The organism is Streptomyces triticirhizae, from assembly GCF_003696235.1.
GTDB lineage: Bacteria > Actinomycetota > Actinomycetes > Streptomycetales > Streptomycetaceae > Streptomyces > Streptomyces triticirhizae.
This window is the reverse complement of the sequence record NZ_RFFJ01000018.1, coordinates 1-22776: the sequence shown is the minus strand read 5'-3', so window position 1 is coordinate 22776 and position 22776 is coordinate 1. Positions and strand designations below refer to the sequence as shown.

The 22776-nt window shown below is 74.8% G+C and carries 23 protein-coding genes and 1 pseudogene; 13 read left to right on the top strand and 11 right to left on the bottom strand.

Features of this window, described 5'->3' with window-relative positions; all coding sequences use genetic code 11:
* Positions 1–58: 58 nt before the first annotated feature.
* Positions 59–1504 (bottom strand): lipase maturation factor family protein, encoded by a 1446-nt coding sequence (locus EBN88_RS05920; RefSeq protein WP_122182736.1) that lies wholly within the window; start codon positions 1502–1504, stop codon positions 59–61.
* Positions 1505–1642: 138 nt separating this feature from the next.
* On the opposite strand from EBN88_RS05920, the gene EBN88_RS05915 reads away from it, so the two are divergent.
* The 6 genes from EBN88_RS05915 (at position 1643) to EBN88_RS05890 (ending at position 8148) form a co-directional block, all read left to right on the top strand.
* Positions 1643–2626, top strand: a complete 984-nt coding sequence (locus EBN88_RS05915; protein ID WP_122182735.1) for an acetylxylan esterase — start codon at positions 1643–1645, stop codon at positions 2624–2626.
* Positions 2627–2768: 142 nt separating this feature from the next.
* Positions 2769–4376 carry an ABC transporter substrate-binding protein gene (locus tag EBN88_RS05910; RefSeq protein WP_122182757.1) on the top strand — a complete coding sequence of 536 codons (1608 nt, stop codon included), beginning with the start codon at positions 2769–2771 and terminating at the stop codon, positions 4374–4376.
* The gene (locus EBN88_RS05905) at positions 4373–5359 is read left to right on the top strand and encodes an ABC transporter permease (RefSeq protein ID WP_233580487.1); all 987 of its coding nucleotides are present in this window, start codon (positions 4373–4375) and stop codon (positions 5357–5359) included. Before EBN88_RS05910 ends, EBN88_RS05905 begins: the two co-directional genes overlap by 4 nt.
* 29 nt (positions 5360–5388) lie before the next feature.
* Entirely contained in the window at positions 5389–6372 is a 984-nt protein-coding gene (locus EBN88_RS05900) for an ABC transporter permease (protein WP_122182734.1), read from the top strand.
* A gap of 110 nt (positions 6373–6482) precedes the next feature.
* The gene (locus EBN88_RS05895) at positions 6483–7391 is read left to right on the top strand and encodes an ABC transporter ATP-binding protein (RefSeq protein WP_122182756.1); all 909 of its coding nucleotides are present in this window, start codon (positions 6483–6485) and stop codon (positions 7389–7391) included.
* 88 nt (positions 7392–7479) lie between these two features.
* Positions 7480–8148, top strand: a complete 669-nt coding sequence (locus tag EBN88_RS05890; RefSeq protein ID WP_122182755.1) for an ABC transporter ATP-binding protein — start codon at positions 7480–7482, stop codon at positions 8146–8148.
* 421 nt (positions 8149–8569) lie between these two features.
* Here EBN88_RS05890 and EBN88_RS05885 read toward each other — a convergent pair whose 3' ends face one another.
* Complete coding sequence (locus EBN88_RS05885) at positions 8570–8773, bottom strand: hypothetical protein (RefSeq protein ID WP_122182733.1); 204 nt, start codon at positions 8771–8773, stop codon at positions 8570–8572.
* Between the two features lie 168 nt (positions 8774–8941).
* On the opposite strand from EBN88_RS05885, the gene EBN88_RS05880 reads away from it, so the two are divergent.
* Both EBN88_RS05880 and EBN88_RS05875 read left to right on the top strand, forming a co-directional pair.
* Complete coding sequence (locus tag EBN88_RS05880) at positions 8942–10159, top strand: sensor histidine kinase (RefSeq protein ID WP_233580486.1); 1218 nt, start codon at positions 8942–8944, stop codon at positions 10157–10159.
* Positions 10156–10818: a response regulator transcription factor gene (locus tag EBN88_RS05875; RefSeq protein WP_122182754.1), complete on the top strand. Its 663-nt coding sequence runs from the start codon at positions 10156–10158 to the stop codon at positions 10816–10818. The genes EBN88_RS05880 and EBN88_RS05875 overlap by 4 nt, the downstream gene beginning before the upstream one ends.
* A gap of 40 nt (positions 10819–10858) precedes the next feature.
* Here the strand turns inward: EBN88_RS05875 and EBN88_RS05870 are convergent, their stop codons facing one another.
* The gene (locus EBN88_RS05870) at positions 10859–11674 is read right to left on the bottom strand and encodes an SAM-dependent methyltransferase (RefSeq protein ID WP_122182731.1); all 816 of its coding nucleotides are present in this window, start codon (positions 11672–11674) and stop codon (positions 10859–10861) included.
* A gap of 159 nt (positions 11675–11833) precedes the next feature.
* Positions 11834–12709: a helix-turn-helix domain-containing protein gene (locus tag EBN88_RS05865; protein WP_199742268.1), complete on the bottom strand. Its 876-nt coding sequence runs from the start codon at positions 12707–12709 to the stop codon at positions 11834–11836.
* 242 nt (positions 12710–12951) lie between these two features.
* Between EBN88_RS05865 and EBN88_RS05860 the strand changes: the two genes are divergently transcribed.
* Both EBN88_RS05860 and EBN88_RS05855 read left to right on the top strand, forming a co-directional pair.
* The gene (locus EBN88_RS05860; protein WP_122182729.1) at positions 12952–13455 is read left to right on the top strand and encodes an ATP-binding protein; all 504 of its coding nucleotides are present in this window, start codon (positions 12952–12954) and stop codon (positions 13453–13455) included.
* A gap of 9 nt (positions 13456–13464) precedes the next feature.
* Entirely contained in the window at positions 13465–13890 is a 426-nt protein-coding gene (locus EBN88_RS05855; protein WP_122182728.1) for a hypothetical protein, read from the top strand.
* A 201-nt stretch (positions 13891–14091) separates the two neighbouring features.
* On the opposite strand, the gene EBN88_RS05850 is transcribed toward EBN88_RS05855, so the two are convergent.
* The gene (locus EBN88_RS05850) at positions 14092–14277 is read right to left on the bottom strand and encodes a hypothetical protein (RefSeq protein WP_122182727.1); all 186 of its coding nucleotides are present in this window, start codon (positions 14275–14277) and stop codon (positions 14092–14094) included.
* A 58-nt stretch (positions 14278–14335) separates the two neighbouring features.
* Entirely contained in the window at positions 14336–15250 is a 915-nt protein-coding gene (locus EBN88_RS05845; protein WP_122182726.1) for an ADP-ribosylglycohydrolase family protein, read from the bottom strand.
* Positions 15251–15343: 93 nt separating this feature from the next.
* Here EBN88_RS05845 and EBN88_RS05840 point away from each other — a divergent pair, with 93 nt between their 5' ends.
* Complete coding sequence (locus EBN88_RS05840) at positions 15344–16372, top strand: MsnO8 family LLM class oxidoreductase (RefSeq protein ID WP_122182725.1); 1029 nt, start codon at positions 15344–15346, stop codon at positions 16370–16372.
* 87 nt (positions 16373–16459) lie between these two features.
* Positions 16460–17497: an EamA family transporter gene (locus EBN88_RS05835; protein ID WP_122182724.1), complete on the top strand. Its 1038-nt coding sequence runs from the start codon at positions 16460–16462 to the stop codon at positions 17495–17497.
* A gap of 36 nt (positions 17498–17533) precedes the next feature.
* Here the strand turns inward: EBN88_RS05835 and EBN88_RS05830 are convergent, their stop codons facing one another.
* Positions 17534–17944, bottom strand: a complete 411-nt coding sequence (locus EBN88_RS05830; RefSeq protein WP_122182753.1) for a winged helix-turn-helix transcriptional regulator — start codon at positions 17942–17944, stop codon at positions 17534–17536.
* Between the two features lie 105 nt (positions 17945–18049).
* On the opposite strand from EBN88_RS05830, the gene EBN88_RS05825 reads away from it, so the two are divergent.
* A complete protein-coding gene (locus EBN88_RS05825) occupies positions 18050–18895 on the top strand; it encodes an NAD(P)H-binding protein (RefSeq protein WP_122182723.1) in 846 nt (281 codons plus the stop codon).
* Between the two features lie 32 nt (positions 18896–18927).
* On the opposite strand, the gene EBN88_RS05820 is transcribed toward EBN88_RS05825, so the two are convergent.
* The 4 genes and pseudogenes from EBN88_RS05820 to EBN88_RS30435 form a co-directional block, all read right to left on the bottom strand.
* Positions 18928–20250, bottom strand: a complete 1323-nt coding sequence (locus EBN88_RS05820) for a carboxyl transferase domain-containing protein (protein ID WP_122182722.1) — start codon at positions 20248–20250, stop codon at positions 18928–18930.
* Positions 20247–21692: an acyl-CoA synthetase gene (locus EBN88_RS05815; protein WP_122182721.1), complete on the bottom strand. Its 1446-nt coding sequence runs from the start codon at positions 21690–21692 to the stop codon at positions 20247–20249. Before EBN88_RS05815 ends, EBN88_RS05820 begins: the two co-directional genes overlap by 4 nt.
* A 56-nt stretch (positions 21693–21748) precedes the next feature.
* Positions 21749–22519 (bottom strand): bestrophin-like domain, encoded by a 771-nt coding sequence (locus EBN88_RS05810; RefSeq protein WP_122182720.1) that lies wholly within the window; start codon positions 22517–22519, stop codon positions 21749–21751.
* 21 nt (positions 22520–22540) lie between these two features.
* Positions 22541–22776, bottom strand: a pseudogene (locus EBN88_RS30435) (hypothetical protein); the annotation flags it as partial.

Genomic DNA, 22776 nt, shown 5'->3' with positions numbered 1-22776 from the left:
GGGCTTCGCCCTCGATCAGCGCGCGGTAGAACCATACCGCATGGCCGGGGGTGCTTGCTCAGCCCCCGGGGCGGGGTCGGGGCGGGAGGTGTTCCCCGGTCGGCTCGGCGTGCCACCAGGCGCCGGTGGCGCGGCGCTCGCGCCAGGTCGTGAAGCGGTAGCGGAGCACCCGCGCCCGCACCCACCTCGGGGGTTCGTCGGGGAACGGGTTGTGGCGCAGCAGCCGCAGCGTCGCGGCGTCGCCGGCCAGCAGCCGGTCGACCAGCTCCCGCATCCACGGCCGGGGAAAGCGCGGGGAGAGCGCCGCGAACCACATCGCCCAGTCCAGCCGCAGATGGAACGGCGCGAACTGGCGTGGCCTGCGCCCGACTTCCCCCGGCTTGCCGTGGAAGCCGTACGGCAGCCACACCGTCTCCGGCCCGATCTCCGCGTCCGCCGTGCCCTCCAGGACGATCTCGTGCCGCAGCCGCGTCACGCTCGCGAAGGCGCCGTAGCTGTTGACCAGGTGCAGCGGGTTGTAGATCACGTTCATCCGCTGGCGCGGGGAGAGCAGGTTGCGCACCGGGTGCCGGCTCAGCGCCGCGACCAGCGCCGCCACCGCCCACGTGGTCGCCGTGAACCAGGTGGGCGCCGCCGGCTGGTCGGCCGGCGGCGCCGGCAGCGGCAGGTGGCGGGCGGCGAGCGCGCCGTCCACGGCGGCCAACGCCAGCAGTATCGTCAGCCAGTTGAGCCACGCGAAGTTGCCCGAGGCGATCAGCCACAGCTGGGTGACGATCACCGCCAGCGCCACCCAGGTGGCCACCGGCCCCGGCAGGAACAGGCCCAGCGGGAGCACGATCTGGGTGACGTGGTTGGCCGCCACCTCCACCCGGTGCAGCGGCCTGGGCAGCCGGTGGAAGTACCAGCTGAACGGGCCCGGCATCGGCTGTGTCTCGTGGTGGTAGTCGAGGCAGCTCAGCCGCCGCCAGCAGCGGTCCCCGCGCCACTTCACCAGACCGGCGCCCAGCTCGACGCGCACCACCAGCCAGACCACCAGGAGCAGGGTGAGCGTCGGCGGGGCGATGGCGGCGTTGCCCAGGAAGACGGCCAGGAAGCCGGCCTCCAGCAGCAGCGACTCCCAGCCGAACGCGTACCAGTGCTGTCCGATGGTGACGATCGACAGGTAGAGCACCCACAGCGTGGCCCACAGCGCCATCGAGCCGGCCAGCGGCACCGCGTCGGCCGCGCCCAGCGCGATCGCCCCGGACAGCGCCGCGCCCAGCCAGGCGACGCCGGCCAGCAGGCGGTCCGAGTAACGCCAGTGGAAGAGGCTGGGCGCCTGGCGGAACGACACCCGCCGCAGCAGCGCGGGCGCCGGGGTGAGCCCGCGTTCCCCGGCCAGTACCCGGAACTCGCGGACGGCGGCGAGGAAGGCGAGCAGATAGATCACCGCCAGCCCGCGCTGGAGCACCAGCCGGGGCAGCCAGGCGTCGGGATCGGCGGCGAGGTCCACGGCGAGATCCATGGACCGTGGTTACCACAGCCGACGGGGCACCCTCGCGAAACGGCCGTTGACGTGCGGCGAAGCGCGACGTAGCTTTCCGCCGTTGATCATTGGGCCGCTCCCGGGAACGGGCGCGGTCAGGAACTGAGGAGGCCGGCCGTGGCGCTGACCGATCTTTCGTTGGACGAACTGCGACGCTATGACTCGGGCGTCGAGCGGCCGGCGGACTTCACCGCGTTCTGGTCCGCCACGCTCGACCAGGCGCGGGCGGCGGGCGAGGGGCGCGAGGTGGAGTACCGGCCGGTGACGGACGTCCGGCTGGCCTCGGTGGACATCTTCGACGTGCGGTTCCCCGGCTGGGACGGCCAGCCGGTCGCCGCCTGGCTGCTGCTGCCGAGGAACGCCCCGGGGCCGCTCCCCGCCGTCGTCGGCTTCCAGGGCTATGGCGGCGGTCGCGGCCTGCCCGTGGACCAACTGCTGTGGAGCGCCGCCGGCTACGCCCACCTCGTGGTGGACAGCCGGGGGCAGGGCCACGACACCCCCGACCCCGACCCGGTCTCGACCGCCCAGTGGTTCGGTGGCTTCATGACCCGTGGCATAGGCAGCCGCGAGGAGTACTACTACCGCAGGCTGATGACCGACTGCGTGCGCGCCGTGGAGGCGCTGCGCGAGCACCCCGCCGTCGACCCGGCCCGCGTGGTGGTCGCCGGCGGCAGCCAGGGCGGGGGACTGGCGCTGTCCACGGCCGGCCTGCTCGGGGACGCGGTGGCCGCCGCGCTGGTGGACGTGCCGTTCCTGTGCGACTACCGGCGCGGCGCCGACCTCGCGGGCCGGGGCCCCTACTCGGAGCTGGTGGCCTATCTGGGGCAGCACCAACGGGTGGAGCCGGCCCGGGTGTTCGACGTGCTGGCCTACTTCGACGGCCAGCACTTCGCGCCCGACGCCACGGCGCCCACGCTGTTCAGCGTCGCCCTGATGGACCCGGTCTGCCCGCCGTCCACGGTCTACGCCGCCTACAACCGCTACGCCGGCGAGAAGGACATCACCGTCTGGGAGTTCGGCGACCACGGCGGCGGGCTCTCCACGCAGTCCGTCCGGCAGCTGGAGTGGCTGGCCCGGCACGGCCTCGGCGCCACGGACTGAGGCGCGGAGGGCGGCACGGCGAGGCCCTTGACCAGGGAGTGGGCACCCCTGGACAAGCCCACCCGATCACCTGTTTTAATTGCGAGCGGTTCGCAACAACAAGTTGGTGACGGCGCGCTCGGCGCTGGGCAGGGGTGTGGTGATGACGGTCCGCAGGCTGGTGCGCGGTGGTGCCGTGGCGGGGGCGGTGGCCGCGTTGGTGGCGACCGCCGGGTGCTCGACACCCGGTGACGACGAGGGCGGCGGGTCCGGCGGCGGAGGCGGCCGGAACAGCGTGGTGGTGGGCATCGCCAACGAGCCGGAGACGCTCAGCCCGCTGCTCGGCTACGGCAAGGACGGCAACTCCAAGATCTTCGACGGACTGCTGCGCCACAACGACGAGTTGGGCCTGGAGCCGGCGCTCGCCACCGAACTGCCCGAGGTCAGCGAGGACGGGCTCACCTACCGCTACCCGCTGCGGGAGGACGTCGCGTTCAGCGACGGGACGCCGTTCACCTCGGCCGACGTGGTCTTCACCTACGAGACCATCCTCGACGAAGGCACCAACAACCCCAACAAGGGCGAGCTTGACCCCGTCGAGAGCGTCGAGGCCGACGGCGAGCACGCCGTCGTCTTCACCCTGAAGTACCCCTACGCCCCGTTCGCCGAGCGCACCGTGCTGCCCATCGCCTCCGAGGAGGCGGCCGGCGACCAGGACGTCAACACCGGTTCGTACAACACCGAGCCGGTCGGCACCGGCCCCTACGTGCTCACCGACTGGTCGGCCGGCGAGCGGATCTCGCTGGAGGCCAACCCCGACTACTGGGGCGGCGCGCCCGAGGTCGAGCGGGTCACCATGGCCATCATCCCGGACGACGACGTGCGCGCCACCCGGCTGCGCTCCGGCGACCTGGACGCGGCCGTGCTGCCGCCCAACCTCGCCGAGGGCTTCGCCGACGAGGAGGGCCTGACCACCATCACCGCGGAGAGCGCCGACTTCCGCGCGGTCACCCTGCCCTCGGACAACCCGGTCACCGGCGACATCGCCGTCCGCCGGGCCCTGGACCTGGCCGTCGACCGCGAGCTGATGGTCGAGTCCATCCTGCTGGGCGCCGGCCACCCCGCCTACAACGCCATCCCCACCGCCAGCCCCTGGTTCGCCGAGGGCACTGAGCGCGCCCACGACCCCGAGGAGGCCGCCCGCATCCTGGAGGAGGCCGGCTGGGAGGAGGGCGAGGGCGGCATCCGCGAACGGGACGGGCAGCGCGCCGAGTTCACCCTCTGGTACCCGGCCGGCGACCGGCTGCGGCAGGAGCACGCCCTGGCCTACGCCTCGGACGCCAAGGACGTCGGCGTCGACATCACCGTCGAGTCCGGCTCCTGGGAGGTCATCGACGGCCGCCTCGCCGAGGACGCGGTGCTCTCCGGCGGCGGCGACCCGGCCGACCCCGACTTCCAGCTCTACAACCTGCTCTACTCCGAACTGGCCGGCAACGGCTACAACAACATGGCCCACTACCGGAACCCGGCCGTGGACGAGCAGTTGGACCTCGGCCGGCGCAGCGGCGACCAGGCCGAACGGGCGGCCGCCTACGAGGCCGTGCAGCGGGAGCTGGCCGAGAACCCCGGCTACACCTTCCTCACCCACATCGACCACGTCTATGTGATGGCCGACGCCTGGGACGGGGTCACCACCCAGGTCGAGCCGCACGACCACGGCCTCGGCCACGGCCCGTGGTGGAACGTGGAGGACTGGCGAGTCCGCTCGTGAGCGCGCCCTGGCCGGCCGTGGCCCGGCTCGTCGGACGGCGGCTGCTCGCCGCCGTCCCGGTGCTGGTCGTGGTCACGCTGGGGATGTTCGCGGTGGCCGCCGCCTCGCCGTTCGACCCGGTCCGGCGCTATGTGGGCGACGGCTCCAGCGCCTCCCAGGAGACCCTGGACGCGCTCCGCGAGAACCTCTCGCCTGACGGGACCTTCGTCGAGCAGTGGTGGAGCTGGCTCACCTCGGTGCTCGGCGGCGACCTCGGGCAGTCGTTGGCGCTGCGGCAGCCGGTCTCCCAGGTGATCGCGGAACGGGTCGGCTGGTCGCTGCTGCTGTGCGCGGTCGCGTTCGTCGGCTCGGTGCTGCTGGGCTGCGCGCTCGGCGTGCTGGCCGCGCGGCGCGAGGGCGGCTGGCTCGACCGGGCCGTCTCCTCGCTCAGCTACACTCTCCAGGCGGCGCCGCCGTTCTGGCTGGCCCTGCTGGCGATCTGGCTCTTCGCGCTCCAACTGGACGTGCTGCCGGCCGGCGGCCTCACCGAGGCCGGCGAGGACACGGTCACCGCAGGCTCCCTGCTGCGCCATCTGGCGCTGCCGGCGGCCGTGTTGACGATCTCGCAGGCGCCGTGGTTCGTGCTCTACGTCCGGCAGGGCGTCGCCGACGCGCTCCACGAGGACCCGGTGCGCGGGGCGAGGGCGCGCGGGGTGAGCGAACGGACCGTGCTCCTCGGCCACGCGCTGCGCTCCGGGCTGCTGCCGGTGCTCACCCTGGTCGGCACGCGCATCCCGGAGCTGATCACGGGCGCGCTGCTGGTGGAGACGGTCTTCAGCTGGCCGGGCATCGCCTCGGCCACCGTGCGCGCGGCGACGTCCACCGACTTCCCGCTGCTGGCCGCGCTCACCGCCCTCTCGGCGCTCGCGGTGCTGGCGGGCAACCTGCTGGCCGACCTGCTCTACGGCCTCGCCGACCCGCGCGTCGACCTGAACGAGATGTGAGTGCCATGCCTCCGGAAGTGTCCCCAGCGATGTCAGAAGAGCCGGCCCGGGAGCCGGCGGGCCGGGAGGTTCGGCCGGCGACCGTCGAGGCGGCGCGGGCGCCGGTGCCCGCGCAGGGCGCGGGCTCCCAGGAGCGTTCCCCGGCGGGCGAAGCGTCCGAGTGGCGTGCGGCCGGGAACGCGCGCCGGGGCACGCGCCGCGTGCGCGCGGTGGCCTCCGTCTCGTTGGTCGGGCTCGCGGCGCTGGCCGTGCTGCTGGTCCCGGCGTTCTTCCCGCTCGACCAGCAGGCCGTCGACCTCACCGCCAAGCTGCTGCCGCCCTCGGTCGAACACCCCTTCGGCACCGACGACATGGGCCGCGACCTGCTGCTGCGCAGCGTCTACGGGCTGCGCGTCTCGCTGCTGGTCGGGCTGGTCGCCGCGCTGGTGGCCAGCGTCCTGGGGCTGGCGCTCGGCTGCCTCGCCGGGGCGGTCGGCGGGCGCGTCGACCGGCTGTTGATGCGGCTGGTGGACACGTTCACCGCCGTGCCGCACCTGCTGATGGGGATCTTCATCGTGGCCATGTTCCGGCCGGGCGTCTGGCCGGTGGTGGCCTCGGTCGGGCTGACCCACTGGGTCTCCACCGCCCGCATCGTGCGCGCCGAGGTGCTGTCGCTGCGCGCGCGGCCCTTCGTGGACGCCGCGATATCCGGCGGCGCCTCCCGGCTGCGGGTCGCCAGCCGCCACCTGCTGCCCGCCGTCCTGCCGCAGGCGGGCCTGGCCGCCGTGCTGATGGTGCCGCACGCGGTGTGGCACGAATCGGCGCTGTCCTTCCTGGGGTTGGGCATCCCGGCGCACCAGGCCAGCCTCGGCACCATGATCAACGGCGCCCGTGGCTCGCTGTCGGCCGGCGACTGGTGGCCCACCCTCTTCCCCGGCCTGTTCATCGTGGTCACCACCCTCGCCATCGCCGGCGTCGCCGGGCTGTGGCGCGAACGGATCAATCCACGCCGCCGATCGGAGCTGGTCCTGTGACCGAGGCCACCGCCGCCGCCACCACTACCACCACGCCGCCCGCGCCGGCCCGGCGGGCGCCGGACGGCGAGCCGCTGCTGACCGTGACCGGCCTGTCGGTCCGGTTCCTGATGCCCGGCGGGCGCGACGTGGCCGCCGTCAACGACGTCTCCTTCGACATCGCGGCCGGCGAGTGCCTGGCGCTGGTGGGGGAGAGCGGCTGCGGCAAGTCGGTCCTGGCCTCAGCCCTGTTGGGGCTGCTGCCGGCCAACGCCCGCACCCGGGGCAGCGCCCGGCTGCGGCCCGAGGGGCCCGACCTGCTGACCGCCTCCCAGGCCACGCTCTCGCGCACCGTGCGGGGCCGCCGGCTGGGGCTGATCCCGCAGAGCCCCTCGGCCCACCTCACCCCGGTGCGCACCGTGCGTGCCCAACTGGAGGAGACCGTCCGCGAGGTCACCGGCACCCCGCGTGCCGGGCTGCGGGCCGCGACCCAACGGGCCGCCGAGCGCGCCGCGTTCCCCCTCGACCACCTGGACCGCTATCCGCACCAGCTCTCCGGCGGGCTGGCCCAACGGGCCGCCACCGCGCTGGCGCTGGTCGGCGAGGCGCCGCTGCTGATCGCCGACGAGCCGACCACGGGCCTTGACCGCGACCTCGTCGACCGCACCGTGGACGAGCTGCGTCGACATGTCGATGACGGGCACGGGCTGCTGGTGATCACCCACGACCTGGCCGCCGCCGAGCGGATCGCCGACCGGGTCGCGGTGATGTACGCGGGCCGCATCGTCGAACTCCGCTCCTCCGCCGCGTTCTTCGGCGAGCCGGGGCCGCGACACCCCTATGCCGCCGGGCTGTTGGACGCGTTGCCGGAGCGGGCGTTCGTCCCGATCCCCGGGCTGCCGCCCGAACTGGACGCGCTGCCGGCCGGCTGCGCCTTCGCTCCGCGCTGCCCGGCGGCCTCCGACACCTGCGCCACCCTGCCCGCCTTCGACGGCGGCCTGGCCTGCCACCACCCGCGAGAGGCCGCCGCCGATGACTGAGCCGAGGTCGTCAGTGTCCGAGTCGATGCCTGAGTCGGAGTCGTCGATGTCCGAGCCGGAGCCGCAGGCGCTCGAAATCGAGCCGCCGATGCTCGAACTGGACGGGATCACCGCCGGCTACGACCGTCGCGCCCCGGTGGTGCGGGGGATGTCCCTGACCGTCGCCGACGGCGAGGCCGTGGGCCTGCTCGGCCCCAGCGGCTGCGGCAAGTCCACGCTCGCCCGCGTCGCCGCGCTGCTGCACCGCCCCTACGCGGGCACGGTGCGGCTCGCCGGCCGGCCGGCGACGGGCTTCCGCTTCCGCGCCGCGCGTGAGCAACGCACCAGCGTCGGCATGGTCTTCCAGCAGCCACGGCTGGCCGCCGACCCCAGGATGACGCTCCGTCAACTGATCGCGGCGCCCGCCCACGCCACCGGCCGGGGCGAGGAACTGCGCGGGCGGGTGGACGAGTTGGCGACCACCGTGGGGTTGACGCCCGACCTGCTCACCCGCCGTCCACACCAGGTCAGCGACGGGCAGCTGCAACGCGCCTGCGTGGCACGCGCGTTGCTCCTCACGCCCCGGCTGCTGATCTGCGACGAGATGACCGCGATGCTGGACGCCTCCACGACGGCCGCGCTGGTCGCGGTCGTCGAGGAGTACCGGTCGACGAACGGGGCGGCGCTGCTGGCTGTCGGACACGACCGGGTGCTGCTGCGCCGCTGGTGCGACCGGGTGGAGGACTTCCCCTCCTTCGCCGAACGGGCCGCCGGCTGAGGCGCCTTCGCGGGCGGTGGGGGCCCGGGCCAGCGAACGGGGCGGGTGGCGCGGCGCCATCAGCCCCGGGAACGCCATCAGCCCCGGGAACGTCATCAGCCCGGGGAATGCCATCAGCCCGGGGAACTACGACCCCGGGCTAGGTCGGGGTGCGGGAGATCAGCCCGTGGTCCGATGACGGATACCGTGTGTGACCGGCACCGTGGGGGCATGAGCACCAGCCCGGCCGCAGCGGCCGTCACCAGCCGTCAATCACCCTCCCGCTTCGGCCCGTTGGGCCGCCGACGCCGCGCCCTGGCAGTGCCGGCGGCGCTGGCCGTGTTGGCTGCCCTGCTCGCCGCCCCGCTCGCGGCCCTGCTGGTCCCGCCCGTGGTGACCGGTGGCCCCGGGCGCCCCCCGGGGAGCCCCGCCGCGCGCCGCGCTATGCCCCGAAGCGTTCGGCCACCCCACCCACCAGCACGCCCAGGACCAGCAGCACCACGGAGGCGAAGACCTCGTAGCCGTCGAGAAGACCGATCCGGTGCACCAGGGTCCACACCTCGAACCGGTCCCAGAAGTAGTGCACCAGGCCGCCGGCCCCCTGGGACAGCAGCACGAAACAGAGGAGTCCAAGAAGCTTGCTCATGCCGAGGACGCTAGGGACGACGAAGGCGCACCGCGTCCTGCGGAGGTCGCCGGCCGCCGCGACCCTGGTCGCGCGTCCCGACGACCAAGGGATGACGTGCGACGACCAAGGGATGAGGCGCCGGGGAACGGTCCCGCCCGGACCGCGGGCCGGGTACCGTCGGGAGGCGTGAACGAACGCACCCCGCCGGGCGGTCGGGACCGGGACCGGGGCCGACGACAGCTGACCGTCGACCTCGCCATGATCGGCCTGGCCGCCGTCGCCACCGTCCTCACCTCGGGCGTGCTGGCCGGGGAGACCCACGAGGACCCCGACCTGGTCGTCATCGACCAGGTCGTCTCGGCCCTCGCCTGCGGGCTGCTGTGGTGGCGCCGCCGCCACCCGGTGGCGATCGCCCTGGTCATCCAGGTCCTCTCGCTTCCCTCACACGCCATGGCGGGCCCGGTGCTGGCGTCGTTGTTCACCGTCGCCGTGCACTGCCGCACCCGCACCCTGGTGCTGCTGGTCCTGCTGAAGCTGACGCTGATGCCGGTCAACGTCGACCAGCGGCCCGAGTCCAGCGTCTCCGACGCCGCCTCGGTCGCCTTCATGCTGGTCGTGATGACCGCCGTGGTCTCCTGGGGCCTGTCCGTGCGCTACCGCAGGCGGCTGCACGAGACCCTCTACGAGCAGGCGCAGCGCCGCACCCGGGAGGCCATCGCCCGCGAGATGCACGATGTGCTGGCGCACCGGCTGTCGCTGCTGAGCGTGCACGCCGGGGCGTTGGAGTACCACCCGGACGCCTCGCCCGAGCAGGTCAGGGACGCCGCCGCCGTCATCCGCTCCAGCGCCCACCAGGCGCTGGAGGAACTCCGGGACGTCATCGGGGTGTTGCGCGCCGGCCCCGAGGGACCGGCGGCGGAGCGGGCCGGCTCGACGCGCCCCCAGCCGACCCTCGCGGACCTCCCACAGCTGGCCGAGGAGTCCCGCAGGGCAGGCACCCCCGTCCAACTCGACACCGCCGTCCAACGCGACACCGCCGTCGGTCCCGGCGGCACGGTCGGGCCCGACCGTGGCGCCGCCGAGCGGCCCGCGTCGCCGCCCGAGGCCCTGGGGCGCACCGTCTACCGCGTGGTCCAGGAGGCCCTCACCAACGTGCGCAAGCACGCCCCGGGCGCGAAGGCCCTCGTCCATGTCGCGGGCGCCCCGGGCGACGGCATCACCGTCCGGGTCAGCAACCGCGTTCCCGCCCCCCAGGCCGCCCGCGTTCCCGGCGCCCGGGTCCCCGGCGCCGGCGCCGGCCTGACGGGCCTGCGGGAGCGGGTGACCCTGGCCGGTGGCCGGCTGGAGCACACCAGGGGGCGCGATGACTTCGTCCTCACCGCCTGGCTACCGTGGCCGGCATGACAATCGGCGTGCTGCTGGTGGACGACGACCCCCTCGTCCGCTCCGGGCTCCGCCTGATGCTGGGGGCCGCCGAGGACATCGCCGTCCTTGGCGAGGCGTGCGACGGCCGCGAGGTGCCGGCCCTGGTCGCCGAACACCGACCCGACGTGGTGCTGATGGACATCCGGATGCCCGGCATGGACGGCCTGGCCGCCACCGAGCGGCTGCGCCAGCGCGACCCGGCGCCCGAGGTGATGATGCTCACCACCTTCCACGCCGACGAGCACGTCGTGCGCGCCCTCCGCGCCGGCGCCGCCGGCTATGTCCTCAAGGACACCCCGCCACAGGAGATCGTCGCGGCCGTCCGCCGGGTCGCCGCCGGCGAGCCGGTGCTCTCCGCCGACGTCACCCGGCGCCTGATCGCCCAGGTCGCCGGCTCCGGCAGGGAACGGCGCCAGGCCCGTCGCAGGGTCAACGCCCTGCCCGAACGGGAGCGCTCCGTCGCGCTGCTGGTCGGCCAGGGCAGGTCCAACGCGGAGATCGCCGCCGCGCTGTACCTGTCGGTGCCCACTGTGAAGACCCATGTCTCCCGGCTGCTCGCCAAGCTCGACCTGGCCAACCGCACCCAACTCGCCCTGCTGGTCCACGACGCCGGACTCCTGCCCGACGAGCCGCGCTGAGGTCCGGCCCGCCCTCCGTGCCTGCGCGCGCCCGGGCGCCTCAGGGCTTGCGGGCGATGCCGCCGTACATGCCGATGTCCTCGTCCCTGATGCCGGCCGGCTCGGTGCCGTCCGGGCGCCACTTGTGGATCTGGACCACGCCGGGTTCCACCAGCTCCAGCCCCTCGAAGAACGCCTCCGCCTCCGGCAGGTTCCGCAGCCGCATCGGCATCCCCCGGGCCGCGTACTCCCGCGAGACGCGCGCGATCTCCTCCGGCGCGAAGTCGGCGGTGCCGATGGTCATCGCCAGATAGCTGCCGGAGGCCAACGGCTCCAGCAGCCGGTTGACGATGCCCACCGCGTCGTCCTCGTCCAGCACGAAGTGCACGATGGCGATGACCGTCAACGCGACGGGCTGGCCGAGGTCGAGCGTCGCGCGCAGCTCCGGGGCGGCCAGCACGCCGGCCGGGTCCCGCATGTCGGCCTCCACATAGGCCGTGCGGCCCTCCGGCGTGCTGGTGAGCAGCCCGCGCGAGAGGGAGAGCACGATGGGGTCGTTGTCCATGTAGACGACGCGCGCCTCCGGCGCCACCTCCTGGGCGATCTCGTGCAGGTTCGGCGAGGTCGGGATGCCCGTTCCGATGTCGAGGAACTGCCGGACGCCGGCCTCCGCCGCCAGGTAGCGCACCGCCCGGTGCATCCAGTCGCGGTTGGCGCGCATGTGGATGGGCAGCGCCGGCCACTCCACACACATCGCGTCGCCTGCCTCCTTGTCGGCCGGGTAGTAGTCCGCCCCGCCCAGGATGTAGTCGTAGATGCGGGCGGAGTGCGCGCTGCCGGTGTCGATGCGGTCGGCAGGCCAGCCGTTCTCGGACATCTCGGGTCCCTTCCGCCGGCGAGTCCTTCTCGCCGGCTCACAACCACCCCGCCACGCCGGGGAGTTCGTCCCGGAGTTCGCTCCCGAGTCCGGTCTCGGGGTTCGCTTTCGAGTCCGGTCCCGGAGTCCGGTCCCGGAGTCCGGTCCCGGAGTCCGGTCTCAGAGTCCGGCGCGGAGCGAGGCGAGGATCTCGGGGGTGCGGGTGTCGGGCGACGCCTGGGCGCCCAGCCGGTCCAGGGCTTCCCGGTAGACGAGGACGTCCGCCCGGTCGTCGAGGTAGACCGCGCCGATCAGGCCCGCCAGATAGACGACGTCGGGGAGTTCGCGCGCGCTGAACCGGAACAGGTGGAACGCGCCCGCGCCCAGCGCCGGGTGCGGCCCCCGCCCGAACCGCATGATCTGGAGCGTCACATGCGGGAGTTCGCACAGCTCCAGCAGGTGGTCGAGCTGCTCGCGCATCACCGCCCGGCCGCCCACCGGCCAGCGCAGCGCCGTCTCGTCCATCACCACCCACAGCCGGGGCGGGTCGGCGCGCCCCAACAGCTCCTGTCGGCGCATCCGCAGCGCCACCCGCCGTTCCAACGCCGCCGGCGCGGCGTGCGGGTTCTCCGTCTCGATCAACGCCCGGGCATAGGCCTCCGTCTGGAGCAGACCGTGCACGAACTGCGGCTCGTAGGCGCGGATCTGACGGGCCGCCTGCTCCAGGTTGAGGTAGGCGGCGAACCAGTCGGGCAGCGCATCGCGGTAGGTGTGCCACCAGCCGCGCTTGTTGGCCTCGCGGACGGCCTTGAGGAAGGTGTCGACCTCCTCGCGGTCGTCGACCCCGTAGGTCTCCAACAGCTTCTCGACATCGCCCAGTCGGAGCCGGGCGACCTTGGCGGCCTCGATCCTGCGGATCGTCGAGTGGCTCACGCCCAACGCCTCGCCCGCCTGGTGGTAGGAGAGCCCGGCGCCGCGGCGCAGCTCCTCCAGCTGCCGGCCCAGGATCACGCGCAGCACGGCCGGTGCGCCTCCCCAGTCCGTTCCCTGGATCAAACTGACGCCTCCTCGACCGTGCGCGACGCGTCCCACGGCGTCCACTCGTGAACCCACCCTAGAGTCATGGCAGTGGCGATATGCAAATTGCAACTTACCTGTTGCGGACTGAACTTGGCAGTGCCAGAGTGACTGGGAGCGTTTACTTCCGGCATGACCCGTGGCCGGACGCGGGGGAAATACCCCTTTCTGTCCGGTTGTTGGCGGGTTCTGTGCGCGCATCAGCAGAGAAAGGCAGCGCCATGCTCTCCCTCGCCGCCGCGGCCACACAGCGATCCTCGCGACCCGCCCGTGGTGAGCTTCGCTTCCGGCTGCCCGCCGAGCTGAGAGCCGCCGGCCAGGCGCGCCGCCGGGTCCGCTTCGCCCTCGCCGCCTGGGGCGTGAGCGACGAGACGGCCGAGACGGTGGAGCTGGTGATATCCGAACTCACCGCCAACGCCGTCCGGCACACCGAGAGCGCCACCGTCGACTGCCGGCTCTGGGACGCCGGCGACCGGCTCGGCGTCGAGGTCACCGACGAGCACGCCGGCTCCCGAACGCCCCGCCCGCGCGCGGCCGGGGTCGACGAGGAGTGCGGGCGCGGGCTGGCCCTGGTCGACGCGCTCAGCCTCCGCTGGGGCGTGGCCCCGGCGCGGCTCGGGATCGGGCAGCGCGTCTGGGCCGAACTGCCGCACGACGCACGGGAGAACGACGCGGCGGCCCCGGCCGGCCGTGGACCGAACCGCCCCGCCGAGCAGAGGTTCTGACGCCGCCTTATGGTTCAGTTCACCCACCCCACGCCCCGCCCGCGTCACCTGCGGGTGGTGCACAGCCGCCGTCCCGGCTGGCTGGAGAGCGATGTCGTCGAGATGCCCAGGGAGCACGGCCACCGCGTGCTGGCCGGCCTGCCCCGCCCGGGCGCGATCTTCGCGGTCGGCCCCAGCTGGTGGTGGCCCGTTCCCAGCGGCTCCCAGACCGGCATGTGCTGGCCGGCACCCACCCGCTACCTCACCGACGTCCGGCTCGCCATAGCCGCCCCACCCGAGTGGGCCGGCGAGGGCCTGTGGGCCCCCCGGCTGATCCACTGGCCGCACCACGGCATTCCCTACAGCCAGCCGCTGTTCCTCTTCATCTCCGTCTGCCGCCTGGCCGGCGTCGACCCGGTGGCCACCACCACGGCGGGCGACCTCACGGCGAACTAGGCGTGTGGTCCCGGGACGTTGGTGACGCGTGTGGTCGGGGGTTCGGGGCGATGGGCCCCGCCCCGTCGGAACGACTGGAGCGCCGCTCCGTCAACGCCCGCCCGGCGAGCCGGAACACCGTCGCGTCCCGCGCCGCCTCGTCCACCACGACGTCCTCGACCCGGGCGCGCGGCCCGGGGAACAGCGGAAACATCACCAACGTCACCACGCGACCACCCTGCCCTCCCAACGAGCCGTCAGCACCGTGACCGCCTCGCCGGCACGCACCCGCTCCACCGCATCACGATCCAACGCCCCGGCCTTCCCGGAGAGTTGGGGCAACAGGCGGGCCAGCGCCCCGACCAGCTCGTCGTCCGCCGCACGCACCACCGCGACATCGACGCTCACGGCCGGAGACCACCCCCACCACCCGACGACGGGCCGGGCCCGGCGGCGGTGCCGGTTCTCACGCCGCCGGAGCCCACGCCGGCAGCGATTCCGCGCGGCGCAGCCACTCCTCGGGGGCGGCGGCCACGCCGATCCGTGCCGCGACCACGCCGCCGGTGATCGCGCAGGTCGTGTCGACGTCCCCGAGCCCCTCGGCGACGCACCACAACGCGTCGGCCAGATCGTCGAGATGCCGCGCGGCCGACCAGAGCGCGAACGGCACCGTGTCGTCCGCCCGCATCCGGGCGCCGCTGCCCAGCGCCTCGGCGGCCGCGCCCGGAGCCGTCGCCGCCGGCAGCGCCGCCGCCCGTTCCAGCCCCTCCCGCACCAGGCCCGGCGGCGTGAACCCGGCGACCCGCCGCAGCAGGGAACCCGCGTCCACCGGCCCGCGCGCCGTGACCGCCAGCGCCGCCGCCACCGTCACCGCGACCGCGCCGGCCACCCCCTCCGGGTGCCGGTGGGTCACCTCAGCCGCGAGCACGGCCCGCTCGGCGGCCAGCCCGGGATCGTGGGCCAGCAGCGCGCCCAACGGGGCGGCCCGCATCGCCGCCCCGTTGCCCAGGCTGCCCTCCCCGCCGAAGAGCGCGCGCGAAGCGGCCCGCCAGGCCGCCGGCTCCTCGGCCAGCCGAGGCAGCAGCTCGTGCATCCCCGAGGCGTAGCCACGCCCGTCGTCCGCCCGGTACGCCAGCCCGAACTCCCGCGCCACGGCATCCGGTTCGACCGCGCCGTCCGGCCAGGCCGCGCGCAGCAGCGCCGCCGCGAGCGCCGTGTCGTCCGTCCACGCCCACCGGGGCGCCTCGGGCGTGCGCCGCGCCCGGATCAGCGCCAGCGCGTCCCCACCCGCGCGCAGCACCGGGAACCAGGTCTCGCCGAACGCGTCTCCCAGGGCCAGACCGCGCAGGCTGTCCAGGGCCGCCACCGTGCCACGTCGCATCCCCCCATCCTGCGCCACCGCCGCCGGGCGGGGCCATGCGCCGCCGGGAATCCACCGGGAATCCGCCGGGCGGCGCCCGCGTTCCAGCAGAACATGAGCACCGCCCCCGTCGCAGTCCCCGTTGGCCCGCCCGCCGTCCTGGCCAGGACCCGCTGGTCCGTGCTGGACCGCGCCCAGGTCCGCGCCGGGCAGACGCCGGCCGAGGCGCTGCGCGCCACGGTCGACTTCGCCCGCGAGGTCGAGCGGCTCGGCTACCACCGGTTCTGGGTGGCCGAGCACCACGCGGTGCCCGGCGTCGCCGGGGCCGCGCCCACCGTGCTGGCCGCCGCCGTCGCGGCCGCCACCGAACGTGTCCGGGTGGGCACCGGCGGCGTCATGCTGCCCAACCACCGGCCGCTGGTGGTCGCCGAGCAGTTCGGGGTGCTGGCCTCCCTGCATCCCGACCGCATCGACATGGGCCTGGGCCGGTCCGTCGGCTTCACCGGCGCCGTGCGCCGCGCGCTGGGCGCGGAACGGGAGGCCATGGACGGCTTCGCCGACCAACTCGCCGAACTGCTCGACTACTTCGCCGGGCGGGGCCCGGTGCGCGCCGTTCCCGCGCAGGGCCTCGACGTGCCGGCCTTCGTGCTGGCCACGGGCGCCGGCGCCGACATCGCCGCCGATCTCGGCCTGCCCCTGGTGCTGGGCGCCTCGGCCGACGCCGCCCGCACCCGCGCGACCGCCGAGCGCTACCGGGACCGCTTCACGCCCCGCGCGCCCGGGGGCGCGCGCCCCTACCTGGTGCTGGCGGTCAACGTGGCGGTCGCCGAGACCGACGAGGCCGCCCGGCGCCGCCAGCTGCCGGAGGCGTGGGCCGTGGCCCACTCCCGCACCCGGGGCGACTTCCCGCCGCTCCAGCCGCCGGCCGCGATCGCCGAGCGGCGGCCGACCGAACGGGAGGCCCGTTATCTGGCGGAGGCCCTGGCCGGGCAGGTGCACGGCGACGAGGTCACCGTCGTCCGGCAACTGACCGAGCTGGTCACCACGACCGGCGCGGACGAGGTGCTGGTCACCTTCGCGACCCACGACCCGGCCGAACAGCTCGACTCCTACCGCAGGTTGGCCCGGCTGGCCGGCCTCTGACCGGCCCTCGGTTCATCGTGGAACGCGATCGATGAGCTGACGAACATGTGTTGGACTCATCGATCGTCCCGGGCCGAGACTGCCCTCATGACAACTCCGGTCACACCAGGGGCAGATCCCGTCGGCGGGGGCCTCCTCGGGCGCACCGCCCTGACGGCGCTCGCGCCGGCCGTGTGGGGCACCACCTATGTGGTCACCACCGAACTCCTCCCGCCGGGGCACCCGCTCTTCGCCGCCCTGCTGCGCGCCCTGCCCGCCGGGCTGGTCGCCGTGGCCATCGGCCGGGCGCTGCCGCGCGGCGCCTGGTGGGGGAGGGCCGCCGTGCTCGGGGTGCTCAACATCGGCCTGCTCTTCCCGCTGCTGTTCGTCGCGGCCGAGCGCCTGCCCGGCGGCGTCGCCGCGACCCTCGGCGCCGTCCAGCCGCTGGGCGTCGCCCTGTTGGCGGTGGTGGTCCTCGGGCACGGCCTGAGCGCCCGGCGCCTGGCCTGGGGCGTGGCCGGGGTGGTGGGCGTCGGCCTGGTGGTGATCGGGCCCGACGCCGCGTTCGACGCCGTGGGCATCGCGGCGGGCCTCCTCGGCGCCCTCGGCATGGCGCTCGGCGTCACGCTCACCAAGCGCTGGGGGCGGCCGCCCGGCGTCGGCCCCACCGCGTTCGCCGGCTGGCAACTCACCGCCGGTGGACTGTTCCTGCTGCCCCTCACCCTGCTCGCCGAGGGCGCGCCGCCCGCCGTCGACACCCGGGCGGTCGTCGGCTACCTCTGGCTCGGCGTGATCGGCGGGCTGGTCACGTTCGCGCTGTGGTTCCGGGGCATCGGCATCCTGCCGGTCACCTCGGTCGCCGTGCTCGGCCTGCTCTCGCCGCTGGTCGCCGCGCTGCTGGGCGCCGCCCTGCTCGGCGAGACCCTCGGGCCGGTGCAACTGCTCGGCTTCGCGCTCGCCCTGGCCGCGATCGTCGCCGGTCAACTCCCCGGCCGCGCCCGCCCCTTGCCCGGCACGGCGACCCGCACCGAGTCCCGCACCGAGTCCCGTGCCCCGACCCGCGAACCCGCACCGTCGCCCGATCCGGGAACTGAGCCGGGTGCCGGGCCGGTCACCGGGCCGGGACCCGAACGGGCCACCCGCTGAGACCGCCGAGCCCCCGGGCGCGGCGACGGGCCGCGTTCAGGGGCGCGGCGAGCCCGACTCGTCGTACCGGGCCCTGGCCGCGTCGACCTGGTCCAGGTGGGTCCCCGCCCACTCGGCGAGGTGGGCGAAGAGCGGGGCGAGGCTGCGCCCGAGTTCGCTGATCTCGTACTCGACGCGCGGCGGCACCTCCGGATGGTAGGTGCGGACCACCAGCCCGTCGCGCTCCAGCTGGCGCAGGCGCTGGGTGAGCACCTTCGGCGTGATGCCCCCGATCCGCCGCTCCAACGCGACGAACCGCTGGCGGCCGAACGCGTGCAGCGACCAGAGGATCGGCGTCGTCCACCGGCTGAACACGATGTCCACGACCGGGGAGATGGGGCAGGCCGACTCCGGGTCGGCCGTGTCGGCCAGGGCTTCGGGGACCCAACGACCCGCCTCGGTCGCCATGCGCCACATCCCTCCGGGGTAGTCACTTTCTCCTGGGTACCTACTATATTGAGGCTGTTAACGTCCCGGTCGTCGCAACAGAGAGCGCCGACAAGGGAGTTCAGAATGATCGTGGTGACCGGAGCGACCGGGAACGTCGGACGGCCGCTGGTGCGGGCCCTCGCCGAGGCGGGGGAGCGGGTGACGGCGGTGTCACGGGGCCGGGCCCCGGTGAACCTGCCCGACGGCGCCGACCACGCGTCGGCCGACCTGGCGGACCCCGAGACCCTGCGGCCCGCCCTCGACGGCGCCGAGGCCCTCTTCCTGCACGACGGCGGCGCCGGCGGCCAGGGACTCGACCCGCGCGCCGTTCTGGCGGTGGCCGCCGACGCGGGGGTGCGGCGGGTGGTGCTGCTGTCCTCGCAGGGCGTGGTCAGCCGGCCGGACTCGGTCTCGCACGGCGGCGTGCTGCGGGCCGTCGAGGAGGCGGTGCGCACCTCGGGCCTGGCCTGGACGATCCTGCGACCGGGCGGTTTCGCCTCCAACGCCCTCGCCTGGGCCGGCTCGGTGCGCGCCGAGCGAACCGTCGCGGCGCCCTTCGGCGACGTCGGTATCCCGGTGATCGACCCGGCCGACATCGCGGCGGTCGCGGCGGTGGCCCTGCGCAAGGACGAACACGCCGGCCGGATCCACGAGTTGAACGGGCCCGCGGCCGTCACGCCCCGGCAGCAGGCCGAGGCGATCGGCGCCGCCCTCGGCGAGCCGGTGCGGTTCGTCGAGCTGACCCGGGCCGAGGCGCACGCGCGGATGGCCGCGTTCCTCCCGGAGCCCGTGGTGGAGACCACGCTGGCCGTCCTGGGCGAGCCCAACGCGACCGAGCTGCGGCTCAGCCCGGACGTCGAACGGGTCACCGGCCGCCCGCCCCGCTCCTTCGCCGACTGGGCGCGCGGCACCGTCGAGGCGTTCCGTTAACGGAGAACCGCGCCAGGGGTGTCGGCGGCGCGTCAGCCGACGATGCCCCGGGCCAGGCCCATCGCCACCAGGTCCTGGGGCCGCAGCCGCAGCCGTTCGGCGACCTCGGCGACCGCCGAGGGATCGGACACGTCCCGCTTCAGCACGGCGGCGGCCGGCTCGGGGGCCAGCACCGAGTAGTAGCTCCCCGGCGTCACCCAGATCCGGTCCGGCGCGGTCAGCGCGACCGCGCCGCCCGAACCGCCCTCGCCCACCACCAGGGTGGTCACCGGGACGCGCGCCGCCGCCAGCGCCGTGATCGTCTCCGCGACGGCCGCGCCCACGCCCTCCCGCTCGGCCCGTTCGTCGTTGGCCGCGCCCGGGGTGTCCACCAGGGTGAGCACCGGGATCGACAGCCGGTCGGCGAGCCGGATCAGCCGGGTCGCGGAGCGGAACCCGGCCGGCGTGGTCCGCGTCCCCAACTGCGCCACATAGCCCGCCGAACGCCCCTCCGCCTCGCCGAGCCCGACCAGCAGCCCAGGATCGGGGCAGGCCAGCGGCGCCAACCGGTCGAAGGCGACGGCCAGATGGGCCCGCGCGCCCGGCCGGTCGGCCGACCTGGCCCGTGCCACCGCCTCCCAGCCGGTCGCCGGCGGCGCGCCGCCGCCCGGCACCGGGGGAGGGGGCACCGGCCCCTTCGCCGGGCGGGTCAGCAGCGCGAGCCAGCCGGCCACCGCGCCCGGCAGTTCCTCCCACCCCACCAGCGCGTCCACCTGCCCGGCGGCGGCCTGCGCCTCGGCGGTGTAGGCCGCCGGGTCCGCGCCCTCCGGCCGCACCCGGGCACCCGAGAAGCCCACCTGCGTCCCGGGCAGCGCCAGCCGCACATCGGCACCCGCGCCCAGCGTCGCCCAGCCGCCACCCGTCACCGGCCCGGCCAACACCGCCAGATGCGGCAGCCCGGCCGCCCGCAGCCGAACCATCTCCCGCGCGATCACCTGGAGCTGGGTCAGCGCGTGCATCCCCTCCTGCACCCGGGTGCCGCCGGACGCCAGCAGCGAGACCACTGGAAGCCGCAGGTCGCGCGCGGTGCGCAGCGCCGCGCCGATCCGCGCCCCGGCGGCGCGGCCGATCGAGCCGCCGAGAAAGCCGAACTCGAAGGCCAGCAGCACCGCCTCGCAGCCCCCGACCCGACCCACCCGGGCCACCACCGCCTCCGCCTCACCCGAGCGCGCGGCGGCCCGCGCACGGGCGTCGTCATAGCCAGGCCAGCCCAGCGGCCCGTCGGCGGGACCGGCCTCGAACCCGACCGGCAGCGGCGTCGACCCGGGCGCCACCGCGTCCAGCAACTCCCGGGCGGGACGGGCCGGTTGACTCACACCAGCTCCCGCTTCAGCACCTTGCCCAGGTCGTTGCGTGGCAGCGCGGCCAGGAACCGCACCTCGCGCGGCCGCTTGTGCGCGGCCAACTGCCCGACCACATGGTCGCTCAGCTCCTCCAACGTCGGCGGGTCCGCCGGGTCCCTCGGCACCACCCAGGCCACCACCCGTTCCCCCAGGTCCGGATCCGGCGCGGCCGTCACCGCCGCCTCGGCCACGCCCGGGTGGGCCAGCAGCACGTTCTCGATCTCGCCCGCGCCGATCTTGTAGCCGCCGCTCTTGATCAGGTCGGTCGAGCGGCGCCCCACGATCCGGTAGCCGCCCGTCGAGTCCCGGGTGGCCATGTCGCCGGTGCGGAACCAGCCCCCCGCGTCGAACGCCTCGGCCGTCGCCTCCGGCCGGTTGAGATAGCCGCTGAACAGGTTGGGCCCGCGCACCTGGATCTCGCCCACCGTCTCGCCGTCCCCGACGTCCAACGGGCGCCCCGCGTCGTCCACCAGCCGCACCTCGACGCCCGGCAGCGCCACGCCCACCGTCCCGGTCGCTGGCGGGCCGTCGGCGCGGACGCTGGTGTTCATCAGCGTCTCCGTCATCCCGTAGCGCTCCACCACCCGGCGCCCGGTGGCCTGCCACAGCCGCTCGTGGTCGGGCAGCGGCAGCGGCGCCGACCCCGACACCAGCAGCCGCGCCCCGGCCAGCGCGTCCGCCAACGCCCGGTCCCCGTCCACCGCTTCGGCCAGCCGGTGGTACATCGTCGGCACCCCGAACAGCACCGTGCCGCCCGAGGTCAGCGCCTGGCGCACCCCGTCCGGCGAGAAGCGGCCCAGGTGCCGCACCGTGCCGCCGCGCCGCAACGGGCCCAGCACACCCAGCACCAGGCCGTGCACGTGGAACAGCGGCAGGCCGTGCACCACCACGTCCCGCTCGGTCCAGCCCCAGGCGTCGGCCAGCGCGTCCAGCGTGGCGGCCACCGCCCGGCGGGAGATCAACGCGCCCTTGGGCGGCCCCGTGGTGCCCGAGGTGTAGACGACCAACGCCGGCTGCTCGGGGTCGATGGCGGAGGCGGCGGGCGGCTCCTCGGCCCCCGCGTCGAGGGCCACCTCGAGGACCGGCAACCCGGCCAGCTCCGGCGGCAGTTCGGCGGCGCCTGGCGGGGTCAGCAGCAGCGAGGGCTCGCTGTCGTTGACCACGTGAGCCAGCTCGCGCGCCCCGCTCTTCGGATTCAGCGGCACCACCGGCACGCCGGCCAGCAGCGCGGCGACCACCCCGACGGCGGTGTGCGGGGTCGGGGTCGCCCAGACCGCGACCCGCGACTGGTCACGCAGCGCCCCGGCGAGCGTGAGGGCCACCGAACGCAGCGTCGGGTAGTCGAGTATCTGGTCACCGAAGTGCAGCGCGGACTTGGCGGGCGCGTTGTCCAAGGCCGGGAACAGGGAACTCATCCGCTCATGCTAAAGGCTCGGCCGGCCCCCGGAAGGGCCGGCCGAGGTCACACGGCTCAGTCCCCGCCGGCCACCCCGGGGAAGAAGTTCTGGAACGCCTCGGTCGAGTCGCCCAGGGCCCGCGCGTAGGGCGCGTCGAAGTACCAGATGAGGAAGAGGAGAAAGGTGATCAACGCGCTGAACAGCCCCGCCAGCAGCAACTCCCGCCCCGAGCGCTGGATCTGGAGCGTGAACAACATGCCCACCGTCACCGCCCCGCCCGCCAGCAGCCCGAACCACACCACCGCCGGCATCGTCGACTCCGCGCTCTGGCCACGCCCGGCCCGCGCCTCGTCCACGGCCGCCGCCTCGTCCAACAGCGCCTGGTAGGCGGTGATCTCGGCGACCGTCGTCGGCTCGCGCTCGGCGATGGTGGCCCGCAGCTCGGTCAGCGACTCCTCACCCTCCTCGGTCAGTTCGCCCGCGTCCAGCATGTGGTCCCACTCCGGGCCCACGACGTGCGCGACATAGGACTCCACGGCGGAACGGATCTCCGCCGCCCGCTCGGGCGCGAAGACGGCCGCCCGCTGGTCCATCTCGTGCAGCGCCTGGGCCTCCTGCCGCACCCACTCGTCGGCCGCCGAACGCTCCTCCCACACCCCGGCGATGGCCAGGCCGAGCACGATCGCGTAGACCACCCCGATCATCATCGTCATGTACTCGATGACGTCGGGCGTCTCGGTCGGGTCGTCCTCCTCGCCCTGACGCCGCTGCCGCAGCACGGCGACGAGCAGCACCACCGAGCAGGTGGCGAGGACGGCGAAGGTGAGCACCAGCCATTCGGACATCGATCGGTCTCCTGGGACGGATCAGGCCGCGCCGGAACGGGCACGGGAACGGGGACGCAGCACGGCGGCTGCCAGCACGGCCGGCGTGACGACCAGCACCATCCGGCTCACCAACGACCCCTCCCGCGCGACGGGTTCGGAGTTGGCGGCGGCGCGCGGAACGGCCGGCGGCGGCCACGCGACGGGCGGGACGGGGGACGGGGGCGGCTGCTCGGGCGGCTCGGCGTCGTCCGGCGGCGCCGGGTCGGCCGGCGGCC